At 68.1% G+C, this 13,312-nt stretch carries 15 protein-coding genes; 6 read left to right on the top strand and 9 right to left on the bottom strand.

Annotated features, from left to right (window positions below; all coding sequences use genetic code 11):
• The first annotated feature begins 39 nt into the window (after positions 1-39).
• Positions 40-1,263, top strand: coding sequence for a bifunctional RNase H/acid phosphatase (locus tag NFL01S_RS16265; RefSeq protein WP_062976143.1), 1,224 nt, complete (start codon positions 40-42; stop codon positions 1,261-1,263).
• On the opposite strand, the gene NFL01S_RS16260 is transcribed toward NFL01S_RS16265, so the two are convergent.
• Complete coding sequence (locus NFL01S_RS16260) at positions 1,254-2,063, bottom strand: helix-turn-helix domain-containing protein (protein WP_245670723.1); 810 nt, start codon at positions 2,061-2,063, stop codon at positions 1,254-1,256. The two genes, NFL01S_RS16265 and NFL01S_RS16260, sit on opposite strands and share 10 nt — an antisense overlap.
• A gap of 116 nt (positions 2,064-2,179) precedes the next feature.
• On the opposite strand from NFL01S_RS16260, the gene NFL01S_RS16255 reads away from it, so the two are divergent.
• Positions 2,180-2,590, top strand: a complete 411-nt coding sequence (locus NFL01S_RS16255) for a hypothetical protein (protein ID WP_062976141.1) — start codon at positions 2,180-2,182, stop codon at positions 2,588-2,590.
• Positions 2,591-2,611: 21 nt separating this feature from the next.
• Here the strand turns inward: NFL01S_RS16255 and NFL01S_RS16250 are convergent, their stop codons facing one another.
• On the bottom strand, positions 2,612-3,181 hold the full coding sequence (locus NFL01S_RS16250; protein WP_062976139.1) for a YceI family protein: 570 nt from the start codon (positions 3,179-3,181) through the stop codon (positions 2,612-2,614).
• A 92-nt stretch (positions 3,182-3,273) separates the two neighbouring features.
• Between NFL01S_RS16250 and NFL01S_RS16245 the strand changes: the two genes are divergently transcribed.
• Positions 3,274-3,735, top strand: coding sequence for a MarR family winged helix-turn-helix transcriptional regulator (locus tag NFL01S_RS16245; RefSeq protein WP_062976137.1), 462 nt, complete (start codon positions 3,274-3,276; stop codon positions 3,733-3,735).
• 210 nt (positions 3,736-3,945) lie between these two features.
• Here NFL01S_RS16245 and NFL01S_RS16240 read toward each other — a convergent pair whose 3' ends face one another.
• From NFL01S_RS16240 to NFL01S_RS16215, 6 genes are all read right to left on the bottom strand, one after another.
• Complete coding sequence (locus NFL01S_RS16240; RefSeq protein WP_084492734.1) at positions 3,946-4,995, bottom strand: ABC transporter ATP-binding protein; 1,050 nt, start codon at positions 4,993-4,995, stop codon at positions 3,946-3,948.
• Complete coding sequence (modB, locus tag NFL01S_RS16235) at positions 4,992-5,738, bottom strand: molybdate ABC transporter permease subunit (RefSeq protein WP_084492805.1); 747 nt, start codon at positions 5,736-5,738, stop codon at positions 4,992-4,994. The genes NFL01S_RS16240 and modB overlap by 4 nt, the downstream gene beginning before the upstream one ends.
• Positions 5,739-5,887: 149 nt before the next feature.
• A complete protein-coding gene (gene modA / locus NFL01S_RS16230; protein WP_062976133.1) occupies positions 5,888-6,688 on the bottom strand; it encodes a molybdate ABC transporter substrate-binding protein in 801 nt (266 codons plus the stop codon).
• Positions 6,688-7,086, bottom strand: a complete 399-nt coding sequence (locus NFL01S_RS16225; RefSeq protein ID WP_062976616.1) for a TOBE domain-containing protein — start codon at positions 7,084-7,086, stop codon at positions 6,688-6,690. The genes modA and NFL01S_RS16225 overlap by 1 nt, the downstream gene beginning before the upstream one ends.
• 101 nt (positions 7,087-7,187) lie before the next feature.
• Positions 7,188-7,676, bottom strand: a complete 489-nt coding sequence (locus NFL01S_RS16220; RefSeq protein ID WP_168433903.1) for a GNAT family N-acetyltransferase — start codon at positions 7,674-7,676, stop codon at positions 7,188-7,190.
• Positions 7,677-7,715: 39 nt separating this feature from the next.
• On the bottom strand, positions 7,716-7,913 hold the full coding sequence (locus NFL01S_RS16215) for a hypothetical protein (RefSeq protein WP_062976129.1): 198 nt from the start codon (positions 7,911-7,913) through the stop codon (positions 7,716-7,718).
• Between the two features lie 207 nt (positions 7,914-8,120).
• Here NFL01S_RS16215 and NFL01S_RS16210 point away from each other — a divergent pair, with 207 nt between their 5' ends.
• Together NFL01S_RS16210 and NFL01S_RS16200 are read left to right on the top strand one after the other, a co-directional pair.
• A complete protein-coding gene (locus NFL01S_RS16210) occupies positions 8,121-10,208 on the top strand; it encodes an alpha/beta hydrolase (RefSeq protein WP_062976127.1) in 2,088 nt (695 codons plus the stop codon).
• Positions 10,209-10,733: 525 nt separating this feature from the next.
• Positions 10,734-11,315, top strand: a complete 582-nt coding sequence (locus tag NFL01S_RS16200) for a DUF1707 SHOCT-like domain-containing protein (protein ID WP_062976123.1) — start codon at positions 10,734-10,736, stop codon at positions 11,313-11,315.
• Between the two features lie 17 nt (positions 11,316-11,332).
• Here the strand turns inward: NFL01S_RS16200 and NFL01S_RS16195 are convergent, their stop codons facing one another.
• On the bottom strand, positions 11,333-11,776 hold the full coding sequence (locus NFL01S_RS16195) for a DUF6670 family protein (RefSeq protein WP_062976121.1): 444 nt from the start codon (positions 11,774-11,776) through the stop codon (positions 11,333-11,335).
• A 265-nt stretch (positions 11,777-12,041) separates the two neighbouring features.
• Between NFL01S_RS16195 and NFL01S_RS16190 the strand changes: the two genes are divergently transcribed.
• The gene (locus NFL01S_RS16190; RefSeq protein ID WP_062976119.1) at positions 12,042-13,010 is read left to right on the top strand and encodes an MsnO8 family LLM class oxidoreductase; all 969 of its coding nucleotides are present in this window, start codon (positions 12,042-12,044) and stop codon (positions 13,008-13,010) included.
• Positions 13,011-13,312 lie beyond the last annotated feature (302 nt).

Genomic DNA, 13,312 nt, shown 5'->3' with positions numbered 1-13,312 from the left:
CCGGCGGGGTCGTGAGGTGGGCGCGGAGCGGGAGGCCGAATGAGTGCGCGTGAGGTGATCGTCGAGGCCGATGGGGGGTCGCGGGGCAACCCGGGTCCTGCCGGTTACGGAGCCGTGGTGTTCGACGCGGACCGGGTAGCGGTTCTCGCCGAACGTAAGGAAGCCCTCGGTGTCGCCACCAACAATGTCGCCGAATACCGGGGCCTGATCGCCGGGCTGGAGGCCGCGGCGGAACTCGGTGCGCGGGTGGTCGCGGTGCGGATGGATTCCAAACTCGTGGTCGAGCAGATGTCGGGGCGCTGGAAGGTCAAACACGCGGCGATGATCCCGCTCGCCGATCGCGCCCGCCGCCTGGCCGCGGGATTCGATCAGGTGAGTTACCGCTGGATCCCGCGCGCCGAGAATTCGCACGCCGACCGGCTCGCGAACGAGGCCATGGACGATGGTGGGCTGATCGAGGAAGTCCACGAGGCCGTCGCCGCGACTTCCGCAGGAAGTAGTCAGGCTTCCGCGCCCGCAGGATCGGTTGCGCCCGCATCCACCGGCACCGCTCCGGGAGCGGCCGCCGGGTTTGCAGGCGCCGACCCGGTCACCGATTCCCGTAGTGCGTCCGCGCGTCTTTCGGCGTCGCCGGGCTGGACCGGCGCGACCGGCCGCCCCACCCGGTTCCTGCTGCTGCGGCACGGGCAGACCGAACTCTCGGTGCAACGGCGCTATTCGGGCCGGGGCAACCCTCCACTCACCGCGGTAGGTCGCGAGCAAGCGGCGCGGTCGGCGAAAATGCTTGCTGCCAAAGGCGATATCGGCGCGGTGGTCTCCTCGCCGCTCGGCCGTGCCCGGGAAACCGCCGACGCCGCGGCTGCCGCGCTCGGCCTCGAAGTCCGGGTGATCGACGGGCTCACCGAAACCGATTTCGGCGACTGGGAGGGCCTGACCTTTCGTGAGGCCGCCGAACGCGACCCGGACCTGCACGCCCGCTGGCTGGGCGACCCCTCCCTGCCCGCCCCGGGCGGGGAGAGTTTCGACGCCGTCCGCGAGCGCGTGGAGGGAGCGCGCCGCGACCTGGTGGCGCGGTATCCGGGCGCGAACATCGTGGTGGTCAGCCACGTCACCCCGATCAAAACCCTGCTGCAGCTCGCACTGGGCGTCGGCCCGGCACTGCTGTACCGGCTGCATCTGGACTTGGCGTCGCTGTCGCTGGCGGAGTTCTACCCGGATGGCGGTTCGTCGGTCCGGCTGGTCAACGATACGAGCTATCTCTGATATCGCGACCGCAGGTAGCGGGCGGTGAAATCGTCGAGCGGATAGAAGAGTTCGATCGCCAGTTCCGACAGCGTCACATCGGCGGGCGCGCCGAAAGTGGCCATGGTGGCGAACAGGGACAGCTCGCCCTCGGATGTGTGTATGCGTAACGGCACCTGGAATGGGCCGGGGGCGGTGGCACCGGCGGTTTCGACGCCCGTGGGCGGGATGGGGTAACCGGCGACCTCGTCGTAGAGGTCCCGCAACCGCGGATCTCCGGTGGTATCGACCTGTTGCGCCAGGCGTTCGAGGAGTTGTTCGCGGACCTGCCGCGGGTTGGCCAGCCGGGCGATGAGCCCTTCGGGGTGCAGGACCGAGCGGTAGACATTGGGCTGTCCGGCCGGGAGATCGGGGCCCGCTCCATCGGTCAGTACAGCCAGCGCCGCATTACCGGCGATCACATCCCACCAGCGGTCCACCGCGACAGCGGGGTAGGGCTCATGGGCGACCAGCATGTGGTCCAGCGCGGCGCGGGCCGAGGCCAGATGGGCGTCGTCGAGGCTGCTCTCCTGGTACGCCGGAGCGTAACCGGCGGCGACCAGCAACGTATTACGTTCGCGCAGCGGCACATCCAGCGCCCGGCACAATCGCAGGACCATATCCCGGCTCGGGGCCGCCCGGCCGGTTTCCACGCAGGACAGGTGCCGCGCCGACGAGCCGGCCGCCAGCGCCAGGTCCAGCTGGCTCAGCCGCCGCCGTTGCCGCCATTCCCGGAGAAGTCTGCCGATCCGGGACGGGCCGGTGCCCGCGCGAGGTGCCACCGCGTGAGCGTATCCGGCGGCTGGGCGCGGAGACCATGACCTCCGAGGTCATTGAGCCGCTGACCCGTAGCGGGAACAGTCGGAGGCGAGCAGAACCTCCGATCGGAAGGCAGACCATGACCACCGCGACAGCCCCCGCCTCCGCCGCCCACGACGATCTGTTGCGCCGTGTTCTGCGCCTCGACGGCTGGGGCACCGGGGCTTTCGGCATCCTCATGCTGGCCGCCGCGGCCCCGCTGCGGGATCCGCTGGGCCTACCGACTTCGTGGTCGATACCGTTCGGTGTGGCCATGCTCGGCGGTGCGCTGGTCCTGCTGCTCATCGCCGGCTACCCGGTGATTTCGCGGCCGCACGCGACGACGGTGGTCGCGGTCAACGCTGTTTCCGTGCTGGGCATGCTTGCCCTGGCCGGATCCGGACTGCTTCCGCTCACCGCCGCGGGGGTCGCGTTTCTGCTGGCCGGTGCCGCCGTGGTCGCGGTGTTCGCGATCGCCGAGTACATGGGGTTGCGCCGGATGCCCGGCTGAACCGGCGCCCGCCCCGGATGGTCAGCTCTGGGCCTGATCGTCCTGTTTGATCGCCGAGACCTCGAATTCCAGGACGACCTTGTCGGAGATCAGGACGCCGCCGGTTTCCAGCGTCGCGTTGTAGACGATTCCCCAGTCCTTGCGGTTGATGGTCGTGGACCCCTCGAAACCGACCCGGACATTGCCGAACGGATCGTTGGCCTGTCCTTCGAAGGTGAACGGGACCGTGACCGGCCGGGTGACGCCCTTGATGGTGAGGTCGCCCGTGACGTCGAAGGTATCGGCGCCGGTGGGGGAGATCGCCGTCGTGCGGAAGGTGATCTCGGGGTATTCGTCGAGGCTCAGGAAGTCCAGTCCGCGCAGGTGGTTGTCGCGATCGGCGTTACGGGTATCGATGCTGGCAACCTGGATGGTGACCTCGCCGGACGAGTTCGCCGGGTTCTCGCTGTCGAAATAGGCGCTGCCGGTGAACTCGTTGAACGAGCCGCGCACCTTGGTCACCATCGCGTGCCGGGTGACGAAACCGACCCGGGTGTGGGTGGGGTCGAGTGCGTAGGTGCCGCTGAGTTCTTTCAGGTTCGCTGCGTTCATCGAGATCCTCCGGTTCGAACAAGTAGTTGATGTGTCATACATATAGTGCGACCATCTTGGTGATATGTCAACTAATGGGTTACGCTGGGCATATGACCGAGACGCGATGGCTCGACGAACGGGAGAGCCGAGCCTGGCGGGGTTACCTGACGATGCACACCCAGCTGGTCGCCCGGCTCCACCGGCAGCTGCAACACGACTCCGGGCTGTCGCTCTCCGATTTCGAGGTATTGGTCCGCCTCACCGACCGACCGGAACCCCGGATACGGGTAGGTGAACTGGGACAGATCATGCAGTGGGAGAAGAGCCGCCTGTCACATCATCTCGGCCGGATGCAGAAGCGCGGACTGGTGCGTCGCGAGGACTGCCCCGACGATGCCCGCGGTGCCTTTATCGTGCTCACCGAACAGGGGCGCACCGCGATCGAACAGGCCGCGCCCGGCCATGTGGAAACCGTGCGCGAGCTGCTGTTCGACGCGCTCACCGACGAACAGGTGGAAGCATTCGGCGCCATCGTCGGCCGTATCCTCGAACGACTCGACAGCGCGCAGTAGGCGACCTGTCCGATTGGCGAGCATGTTGTAGACGGCCGCGCGTCGGGCGATCCTCACCACGCGGTCGGCGTCGCCGGTATCTGCGGCCCGGGGGTGCTCCGCGCGGGACCGCCGGACTCGAATCACCGCGAGCTATCGGTTCTGCGAACTGCGAACCTGTTCACGGCCGTACTCGCTTCTGTGGGCGAGCGTGCCCACACTACCTCCTCGTCAGGCCGGATACGTGTGAATCTCGGTGGCCTTCAGCGCCGCCCACAGCTTCGACCCGGGCCTGATCCGGAGTTCGGCGACTGTGGCGGGGGTGATATCGGCCAGCGCCGGCACCGCGCCGTCGAGGCGAACCCGGACGGTATGGGCATGTTGTTCGAGACCTGCCACGGTCACCGGCCAGGTATTGCGCGGGCTTCCACCAGGGCGCTCCGGATGCAGGCCGACGGCCGACGGCGCGAAGGTCAGATACACGGGGCCGGTGGCCGGTTCGGCGACCGTGAGTTCACCACCGCCGTCGAGTCGCACCCGAGTGCCGGTCGCGGATCCGCGGAACAAATTGAGGCCCACGAGATCTGCCACATAGTCCGAGCGGGGGCGCCGCGCGACCTCGGCCGGCGGTCCCTGCTGTACCACGGCACCGTGCTCGACGATCACCAGCCGATCGGCGAGCACCATCGCGTCCAGCGGATCATGGGTGACCAGCAGCGTATGTCCGGGATAGTTGCCCAGATGGTGGGCCAGTTCGGCCCGCACCCGTACCCGGGTGGCGGCGTCCAGCGCGGCCAGCGGTTCGTCCAGTAACAACAGCGCCGGGTCGACGGCCAGGGCCCGCGCAAGTGCGACCCGCTGCGCCTGACCACCCGAAAGTTCTCGCGGCCGGGTCCGGGCGTAGTCGGTCAGTCCCACCCGGTGCAGCCAGTGCGCGGCGTGTTCGCGGGCCGCTGCCCGCCGCATACCGCGAGCGCGGGGCCCGAAGGCGACGTTGTCGAGGGCGTCGAGGTGGGCGAAGAGCAGATAATCCTGAAACACCACGCCGGCCGACCGGCGTTCGGCGGGAACGAATTCGGTGGGTGGCGCATCCCAGACCTGTTCGTTCAGGCGAATCGACCCCTCGGTCAGCGGGGTCAGCCCCGCCAGTGCCCGTAGCGCGGTGCTCTTCCCGGCGCCGTTGGGGCCGAGCAAGGCGACGACCTCCCCGGCGGCGACGGTGAGATCCAGGTCGAGAGTGAAATCGCCGCGGGCGACCCGCACTTGCGCCGCGAGCGTCACAGTGCCCCCCGGATCCAGCGTTCCCGCAGCGCCGCCAGCACCACCACCGATACCAGCAGCAACACCAGGCTCAGCACGATGGCGGCGGCGGGATCGGTTTCCAGCGCCAGATACACCGCCAACGGCATCGTCGTGGTGCGGCCGGGGAAATTACCGGCGAAGGTGATGGTGGCACCGAATTCGCCGAGCGCACGGGCCCAGCACAGCACGGTCCCGGCGACTACTCCGGGCAGGATCGAGGGCAGGGTGACGCGCCGGAAGGTGAGCCAGCGGGAGGCGCCGAGGGTTGCGGCTGCCTCCTCGTACCGGGGGTCGGCGCCACGGAACGCACCCTCCACAGAGATCACCAGGAACGGCATGGCGACGAACGCCTCGGCCACCACCACACCGGCAGTGCTGAACGGCAGCGCGATCCCGAACCAGTCGTAGAGGTACTGGCCGACCACCCCGCGCCTGCCCAGGACAAGCAGTAGCGCCACACCGCCGACCACGGGCGGCAGTACCAGCGGTACGGTGACCAGCGCGCGGATCAGCCCGCGCCCGGGCAGGTCACCGCGAGCCAGCAGCCAGGCGAGCGGGATCCCCAGCAGCAGGCACAGCACCGTGGCCAGGCTCGCGCATACCAGCGAGAGCCGCAGCGCCTGCCCGACTTCCGCGCTGAACAATCGCTCCGGCAGGCCCCGCCACGGCGCGCGGATCAGCAACCCCGCCAGGGGGACCATCAGGAACAACAGGCCCAGCATCGCGGGCACCAGCAGGACCAGCGGGCGCCGTCCGCGCACAGCACGGCGGCGGCGCAGTGTGGCCGTGCGGGAGGGACGCGTTACCCGCAGTGGCTTCGACGGGCGGTCCGACTGCGGTGTCACTGTAGGACGCCGCGACGTCCTGCCACTCACGGAGCGTCGAAACCGGCCGTCGCGAAGACCGATCGAGCCTGCGGAGTCAACGTGAAATCGACGAACGCCGCCGCCGCGGCCGGGTTCGGTGCCGCCGCCACCTGTGCCATCTGATAGTCGTTGATCGCCTTGCCCGATTCCGGGAATTCGATTCCGGTCACCTTGTCGCCCCCGGCCCGGATATCCGTGCGATACACCAGCGCGGCATCCACCTCACCGAGTGTGACCTTCGTCAGCACTGCTTTCACATCCGGTTCCCGGGTATCGGGTTGCGGGGTGACACCGGCCGCGGCAAAGGCCTTGTCGGCTGCCGCCCCGCACGGCACCTGTTCGGCGCACAGAGCGATCCGCGGTTCGGGACGGCCGAAATCGGCGAGACCACTGATACTTGCCGGATTGCCGGTCGGTACTGCGATTTCGAGACGGTTGCGGGCGAAGGTGACCGGCCCGCCGGTGATATCGCCGGAGACGACCACCTGTTCCATATTGTGCGGAGACGCCGAGGCGAACACATCGGCCGGTGCGCCCTGCCGGATCTGTTCGGCCAGTGCGGAGCTACCCGCGAAACCGAACACCACATCCACATCCGGGTGAGCATCCTCGAACTGCTCACCGAGTGTGGTGAACGCCTCGGTGAGCGAGGCCGCCGCGAACACCGTGAGGGTGCCGCCGAGCCCGTCTCCCGGCCCGCCGCTCGATTCACCTCCGGAGCCCTCCGACGCACAGCCGGCCAGCACAACGATCAGCGCGACCGCCGGAGTCAGGCGACGCACAACGCGACCTATCACCGTTTTCATCAGCTCTCCGGTATCTCGACGACCACATGCGTCGATTTCACCGACGCCACCGCCACACTGCCCACTTCGAGCCCGAGTTCTTCCACCGATTCCCGGCTCAGTAGCGATACCAGCCGGAACGGCCCGGCCTGCATCTCCACCTGCGCCATCACGGTATCGGTGAGCACCCTGGTCACAATGCCACGCATGCGGTTGCGAGCCGAGGCTGCCACGGTTACGCCGGGTTCGGGCGCGTCGGCGATCTCCCGCGCGAACTCGGCCAGATCTTGCCCGCGCACACCTTTGCGCCCGTTTTCCAATCGGACCGACGGCAGCCGTCCTTGATCTATCCAGCGGCGAACAGTGTCATCACTGACGCCCAGCAGCCCGGCTGCCTCTCTGATCCGCAGATACGACACGAACAAGACTATATATCCGCAAATGCGGAATCAATGGGCAGTTTCGGCGCCGATTGATCTCGCGGGTACTTGTGGGATGGATCGAGCCGCTTCGACCTTCACTACCGGTGGCCCGGTGACAGCGGTAACGCCATTTCGTGTTCGGGCCGCGGGTCGACGGTGCTGCACGGCTGGACGGCGCCGGTGCGGGTGAACCCGTTGCGAAGGTACAACTGCTCGGCGGCCCGGTTGCCCTCGACCACCCACAACCGCAGTTCCCGGTGCGCGGCTCCGCGCGCCCATTCGGCCACGGCCTGCACCAGGCGATCGGAGACGCCGGTCCGCCGGGCCGGTGGAGCGGTCCACATCGACACCAGCTCGGGTCCGCCGGTGGTGACGATGACGCCCGCCGAACCCACCGGCCCGGACTCCGTCACGGCGACGAAGAACGGATACCGGCGGGCCGTCCATTCCCGCCACTGCTGGGTACTCCATTGCGCGGCTTCGGCGTGGCTGGTGGAGAAGGTGCCCGGCGGCGACCCGGCGAGCGCGTCCAGCCGCACCGTCCGCGCTGTCGGCCATTCGTCCGGCCCGATAGGTCGTATCCCCATGCTCATATGTTCCGACGAAAAGCGCTGTGCAGCAATCAATTACTCGCTTAAGCTGTCCTGCCGCACCAATTCCGACACCGGGCTGATCCTGGTGCCGAACGCCGACCACAGGGTCCCGTCGGTCATCCGGCGCAGCGTGAACCGGTACTTGCCGTAGCACGCCCGCGACACCGGCGACAACCGTGCCCGGCCGACCACACGGTAAGGGTTCCCGTCGATCCGTATGCTCTGCTCCATGCCTGCTCGCCCCTCTCACCGTTGCTGATGATGTCGAGCGCCACAGTGGCAGGGGAGGGCTGAAAGGCACCTGAAACCAGCTGAAAGCTCTTTCAGACTCGCCGGCGCCCGGTGTCGCGACCGACAGCGACGGAAATACGGCCCGCGCCCCCTGTTGTGACCGCTGGTGGCGGTCCCGGGCTTCCCACGTCGCCTAGGCTGCGGACCGTGGGAAACGAGGTGGAGCACAACGAGACCGGTCGCCGGTCGGCCGGACCCGGCGCGCGCGCGAAGCAACGGCGGGCGATGTGGCTGGGTGCCGCCGCGGGCGTGGTGATCGTCAGCGCGGTACTGGTGGGCTGGAGTGTCGCCGATCAGATACTCCCCGGGATGGCCGGTGTGGTCGCGTTGTCGGCAGCGCTGGATATCGCCATCGCCTTCGGGGCTGCGGCTGTGCTGACTCTTGTGGTCTGGGCGGTTCTGCGACGCCGGGTCCGGTGGTTTTCCCTGTATCTGTGGGTGGTGTCGGCCGGGTTGATCCTGTTGTCGACACGCGGAGCGGGGACCAGCGCTACCGCCTGGTACCTCACCGTGGCGTCCGCCGTCGTGGGCGCCTCGCTGGTCGGTGCGGGGGCCGGGATGCTGTTGTGCCGGGATACCTCGCGTATGCCCCGGCGGCCGATCGCCGTGTCGGCCGTGGGAATCCTGGTGTTCTGCCTGCCCGGCAGCTGGCTTGTGGCCGGGGGCCAACCCGCCCCGTCCGCCGATGCGGTGGTGGCCGGTGTCGATGGCGGGGCGCCTGGGCCGCTCGCGGTCGAGACCGCTGTCTACGGCAGCGGGACCGATCGGCGAGCGCCCTACGACTCGGCGGGTGTGGACCTGCGCACCGAACCGGTCGATGCCTCCGCCATCGTCAGTGGCTGGGACGACCGCCGGGTGCGGCACTGGGGCTTCGACGCGGACCGGTTCCCCCTCAACGCGCAGGTCTGGTATCCGGTGTCGGACCTCCCGGCTCCGCTGGTGCTCATCGTGCACGGCAACTCCAGCGCCGCGACCGCTTCCGAGGCCGGTTTCGGCTATCTCGGGCGCTATCTGGCAAGTCATGGGTTCGTGGTGGCCGCACTCGACGAGAATTTTCTCAATACGGGACCACTGGACAGGTCCGGGGGACTCGGCGGCGTCGACCATGCCAGAGGATGGCTGATACTCGAGCATCTGAAGGTGTGGCAGGACTGGGCCGGTGAACCGGGACATCGCCTCGGTAGCCGAGTCGATATGAGCCGCATCGGTTTGGCCGGTCACTCTCGTGGTGGTGAGGCGATCACTACCGCGGACGAGTTGAATGCCGGGGCCGAGGCACCCGGTTTCGCCATCCGGTCGCTGTTCGCCCTGGCGCCTACCGAGGGACTGTACGAGCCGCAGGCGGTGCGTTCGGCCGATACCGATTACGTGGTGTTGCAAGGCGCGCAGGACGCCGACGTCATCGGGTTCGGCGGACTCGATCAGTGGGCGCGGGTCGCTGTCGGCGACGGCGTCGCGGGGCTCAAAGGCGCCGTGATCGTGGAGGGCCTGAACCATGCACAGTTCAACAGCCGATGGGGCAGCTACGACATCGGCAACGGGCTGCCCAAACACTTCATCGATACCGGACGCCTGGTTTCGGCGAAGCAGCAACAGCACATCGCGGCCGCCTGGGCGCTGGCCACATTCCGGGCCACCCTCGGCGACGACCCCGCGGCCCGCGCCGCACTCATCACCGCCCTGACAGCCCCTCGCGATGCGGACCGGCCTCGGTCCGCGCGCCGGGCGATCACCTCGGGAACCACACCGGCTGCGGAGGTGACGTCCGCGGGAGATGGCGAATTCCAGGAGGTCCCGCTGCCGTTGCGCGGCGCCCCAGGCGCCGAAATTGTGCATTCGGTCCGCTGGGAGGCGGGTGACGCGGCGCCGACGGTGACGGCACGGTTCCCCGGCGGTGTCGATCTCGGCGTCGCGCGTCTGGTGTTCGACGCGGGGTCGCGGTTGCAGCCGGTGGACGTCCGGATCAGGGTGACCGATACCGCCGGAAGAACTGCGACCTTGCCGGCCGCGGTCCGCGTCGGCGGCCCCCTCGACACCGAGTACCTACGGTGGGAATGGATGCAACCGGTAGCCGCGACTCAGCCGCTCCCGCAGACATACGCAGTCGAGGTGAGTCCGGAAGTCATGCACGCGGCAGGGGTGAACCCCACCGCCGTGAGCTCGGTGGACTTGGTCTTCCCGGCGGATACGGCCGGTTCGGTCCTGCTCGGCCCGATCGGCCTACGCCCGGAGTGAATCCGTGGAGGCGCCGCATACGCGCTGTTCGGAGCTGAACGATCAGTGAAGACGCCACTCCCGCAATGCACCTCAGCACATACCAGAACCGCTCGGCCCCGGTCATGGTGGTCGAACCGAAGTCGACCAACGCTTTCTCGGCCGGAATCTTGGTGAAATAGGCGGCGCCCCAAAGGGATGCACATCAACACGTACCACATGCGTTCCCAAGTGGTGAGCGTTGCTTTCTGCGCCGTGGGTACAGCGTGGTCCATGGCTCAGTCCCTTCTTGTGATTCGCGCGCACGGGCGATATTTATCCGGGCAAGCTACACGTCGACAGGACCGAGATGGGTAACCTGCGACGACGCGCCACCGATAGTCACGCAGCTGTCCGTCGCTTACCGGCCGGGTCGTCGAGCCGTTCGAGCACCATCAAGTAGGTGATGTGCTCGATTACCTCCGGCGCGAACGGTGAGGCGATGTCGTCGACGTTGCGGTGATGACCGGCCCGTGCCGCCGTGCCGACTCGGTTACCGTGAGACTCATGACGATCGAGCCGACGCCCGAGCACCTTCCCGTATTGCGGGCCGGCGATGCCGATCGCGAGCGTGCCGCCTCGATCGTTCAGGGGGCGTTCGCCGAGGGGCGGCTGGATCTGGTCGAGTTCGACGAGCGTATCGCTGCTGTCTACGCCGGTCGCACCGTGCCGGAGCTGGAAGCGCTCACTGTCGATCTGGTGCCGGCCGCGCATGGAAGTAAGACCGACCGGCTCGTACTGCGGTCCGCCGGCAGTTCGGTGAAGCGGGAAGGACAGTGGCGGGTACCGCCGCGGATTGTGGTGGAAACCGAACACGGCGGCGTCCGTTTGGACTTCACCGAGGCTGTGCTGCGCTCACCCGAGGTGTGGGTGGAGATGAAATCCGCGCATGCGTCGGTTCTGTTGATCATTCCGCCGGGCTGGAGTGTCGATATCGACGAGGTGATCAGCGAGTGGGGGAGTGTGACCAACAAAGCGGGGGCTCCGGTATCCGGTCTGCCACTGCTGCGGGTCACCGGGGTGGTCCAGCATGCGAGTGTCACCGTCCGGCATCCCCGCCGCCGCCGGTGGTGGTGGCCGTTCGGCTGACGCGGCTGACGCCCGCGTCAGCCGTTGCGGCCGTCGATGTGTTCGACGTAACCGCGACCGGCGATCTGTGCACCACACCATGAGGCCGTGTGGGCGAAACCGCTCACGAATCCCGACCCGAGGCCGTAGGTGAACGGGGTGTCCATTTCCGTCTGCAGGCGTGGCGGTACTGCAGACGACCGATGCGGTGCGGCGCGGGGCAGCAGGCAGAGCGTGGTCGGTATCGAACACGAGCGAGCCGGTGGCGCCGATGAGCGCATCAGACTCAGATAGCGGTGCGGTTCGGGCAGATCGGGGATCATGACCCCGTAGTGGGTCCAGCCGAATCGGCGTGAATCGAGATTGCGCCGGAGGATACGGGGTTCGGTGAATGGCCGCCCGGTGGCTGCATCGCCTTTGTCGATGACGCGTAGCATCGCGTCGAGCCCGACACGGATACCGTTTGCTGCCGGTCGATGCATAGCGGCCGATCTTGTCATACGGGGGTAAAGCGTCGCGGGAACCGGACGATCGCGACTTCGCGCCCCGGCCCGCGGTATGCCGCCCGGCCAGCCCGCCGACAGTGAATATCCGACCGAGACCGATTCGGCCGGTGCTGTTCCCTGGCGGTGACGGTCGCTTTGCGTTACCCGGCGGGAGGTGTGGTTGCTCGTGGCCGATATAGCCCGACTGGATGAGATCGCACGGCTGATGCGTTGCGCCACACGAGAGGGTTGAGGAGGACTGATGCGTATCTCCCTGCTGGACCGCGCACGGACACGCAGCGGTGAATCCGATGCCGCCGCCGTGGCCACCACGGTGGAGCGAGCGGTGCGGGCCGATGAGCTCGGCTTCGGGCGATTCTGGACTGCGGAACATCACGCGGTACCGGGTATCGCCGGCGCGGCACCCACGCTGTTGCTCGCGGCGATCGGGGCACGCACCCGCAACATCCGGCTCGGCACGGGCGGAATCATGGTTCCCAACCACAGTCCGCTGGTGGTCGCGGAGCAGGCGCTGCTGCTCGAGGCGCTCTATCCGGGCCGGGTCGATATCGGGCTCGGTGGTTCGCTCGGGTTCACGGCTCCGGTCCGCCGGGCACTGGGGCGAACGACCCTGCGTGCGGGCGAGTACGAGGCAGATATCGAGGAGATTCGCTCCTATCTGAGTGGAGACGCCGATATCACCGTCCGGCCCCGGATCGAGCCGCCGCCGGTGTTCCTGCTCGCCATCAAGGACGGGCTGTCCCTGGCTGCCCAGTTGGGCCTGCCCGCGGTGATCGGAGGACCGCTGCTCCGGGATGCGAAGGCGATCGACGCCTACTTCCGGGACTTCCGCCCCGGCGCCCGCACCCCGGATCCGTACCTGATGGTGAGTGTCGATATCTCCGTCGCGGAGACGGCCGAGCGCGCCCGGGACCTTCTGCTGCCGGAGGCCTGGGCCTTCGCCGACTCCCGGGACGTCGGGGAGTTCCGTGCACTGCAACCTGTCGAGGACGTGCGGCGGATGCTCGGTAGCGCGCGTACGAAGAAGGCCGATGCTGTGAACGGTTGGATGGACGCGGCCGTTTCGGGCACCCCTGACCTGGTGGCCGAGACGCTCACGGATCTTCTCGAGCACACCGGCGCCTCCGAAATCCTTGCCAGCGTAAGCGCCTACGATCGCGACGACGTCAGCAGAACCGACGAGTTCCTCGCCTCGCTCCACGATCGATAGCAGACTCGGCGATGCGGGCCAGGGTGCCGGCACCCCCGATCGGCGGACGCTGCGGCCTGGTGCCGGCATCACCCGTTCGACCGCCGTGATCGACGCGGTCGCGAAGTGAATCGGGCGCCGTTGACGGCGCGATCCCCACCGGGCCAGTAGCGCGGGGACAGCCCTGGCAAAAGCGAGTACTGCTAGGGTTCGCCCGTCGCCCGTCGCCCGTCGCCCGTCGCCCGTCGCCCGTCGCCCGTCGCCCGTCGCCCGTCGCCCGGTGCCGGCACACCGGAGTTAGAGCCCGGCACGGCGGGATGGTG

Source organism: Nocardia flavorosea NBRC 108225 (assembly GCF_001613385.1).
Lineage (GTDB): Bacteria > Actinomycetota > Actinomycetes > Mycobacteriales > Mycobacteriaceae > Nocardia > Nocardia flavorosea.
This window is presented reverse-complemented; position numbering and strand designations above follow the sequence as displayed.

Coding starts and splice junctions, on each gene's coding strand:
- NFL01S_RS16195 (WP_062976121.1), bottom strand. CDS start 11,776: ATGCATCGACCGGCAGCAAACGGTATCCGTGTCGGGCTCGACGCGATG.
- modA (WP_062976133.1), bottom strand. CDS start 6,688: ATGAAAACGGTGATAGGTCGCGTTGTGCGTCGCCTGACTCCGGCGGTC.
- modB (WP_084492805.1), bottom strand. CDS start 5,738: ATGCTGGGCCTGTTGTTCCTGATGGTCCCCCTGGCGGGGTTGCTGATC.
- NFL01S_RS16220 (WP_168433903.1), bottom strand. CDS start 7,676: ATGGGGATACGACCTATCGGGCCGGACGAATGGCCGACAGCGCGGACG.
- NFL01S_RS16190 (WP_062976119.1), top strand. CDS start 12,042: ATGCGTATCTCCCTGCTGGACCGCGCACGGACACGCAGCGGTGAATCC.
- NFL01S_RS16245 (WP_062976137.1), top strand. CDS start 3,274: ATGACCGAGACGCGATGGCTCGACGAACGGGAGAGCCGAGCCTGGCGG.
- NFL01S_RS16255 (WP_062976141.1), top strand. CDS start 2,180: ATGACCACCGCGACAGCCCCCGCCTCCGCCGCCCACGACGATCTGTTG.
- NFL01S_RS16250 (WP_062976139.1), bottom strand. CDS start 3,181: ATGAACGCAGCGAACCTGAAAGAACTCAGCGGCACCTACGCACTCGAC.
- NFL01S_RS16265 (WP_062976143.1), top strand. CDS start 40: ATGAGTGCGCGTGAGGTGATCGTCGAGGCCGATGGGGGGTCGCGGGGC.
- NFL01S_RS16200 (WP_062976123.1), top strand. CDS start 10,734: ATGACGATCGAGCCGACGCCCGAGCACCTTCCCGTATTGCGGGCCGGC.
- NFL01S_RS16215 (WP_062976129.1), bottom strand. CDS start 7,913: ATGGAGCAGAGCATACGGATCGACGGGAACCCTTACCGTGTGGTCGGC.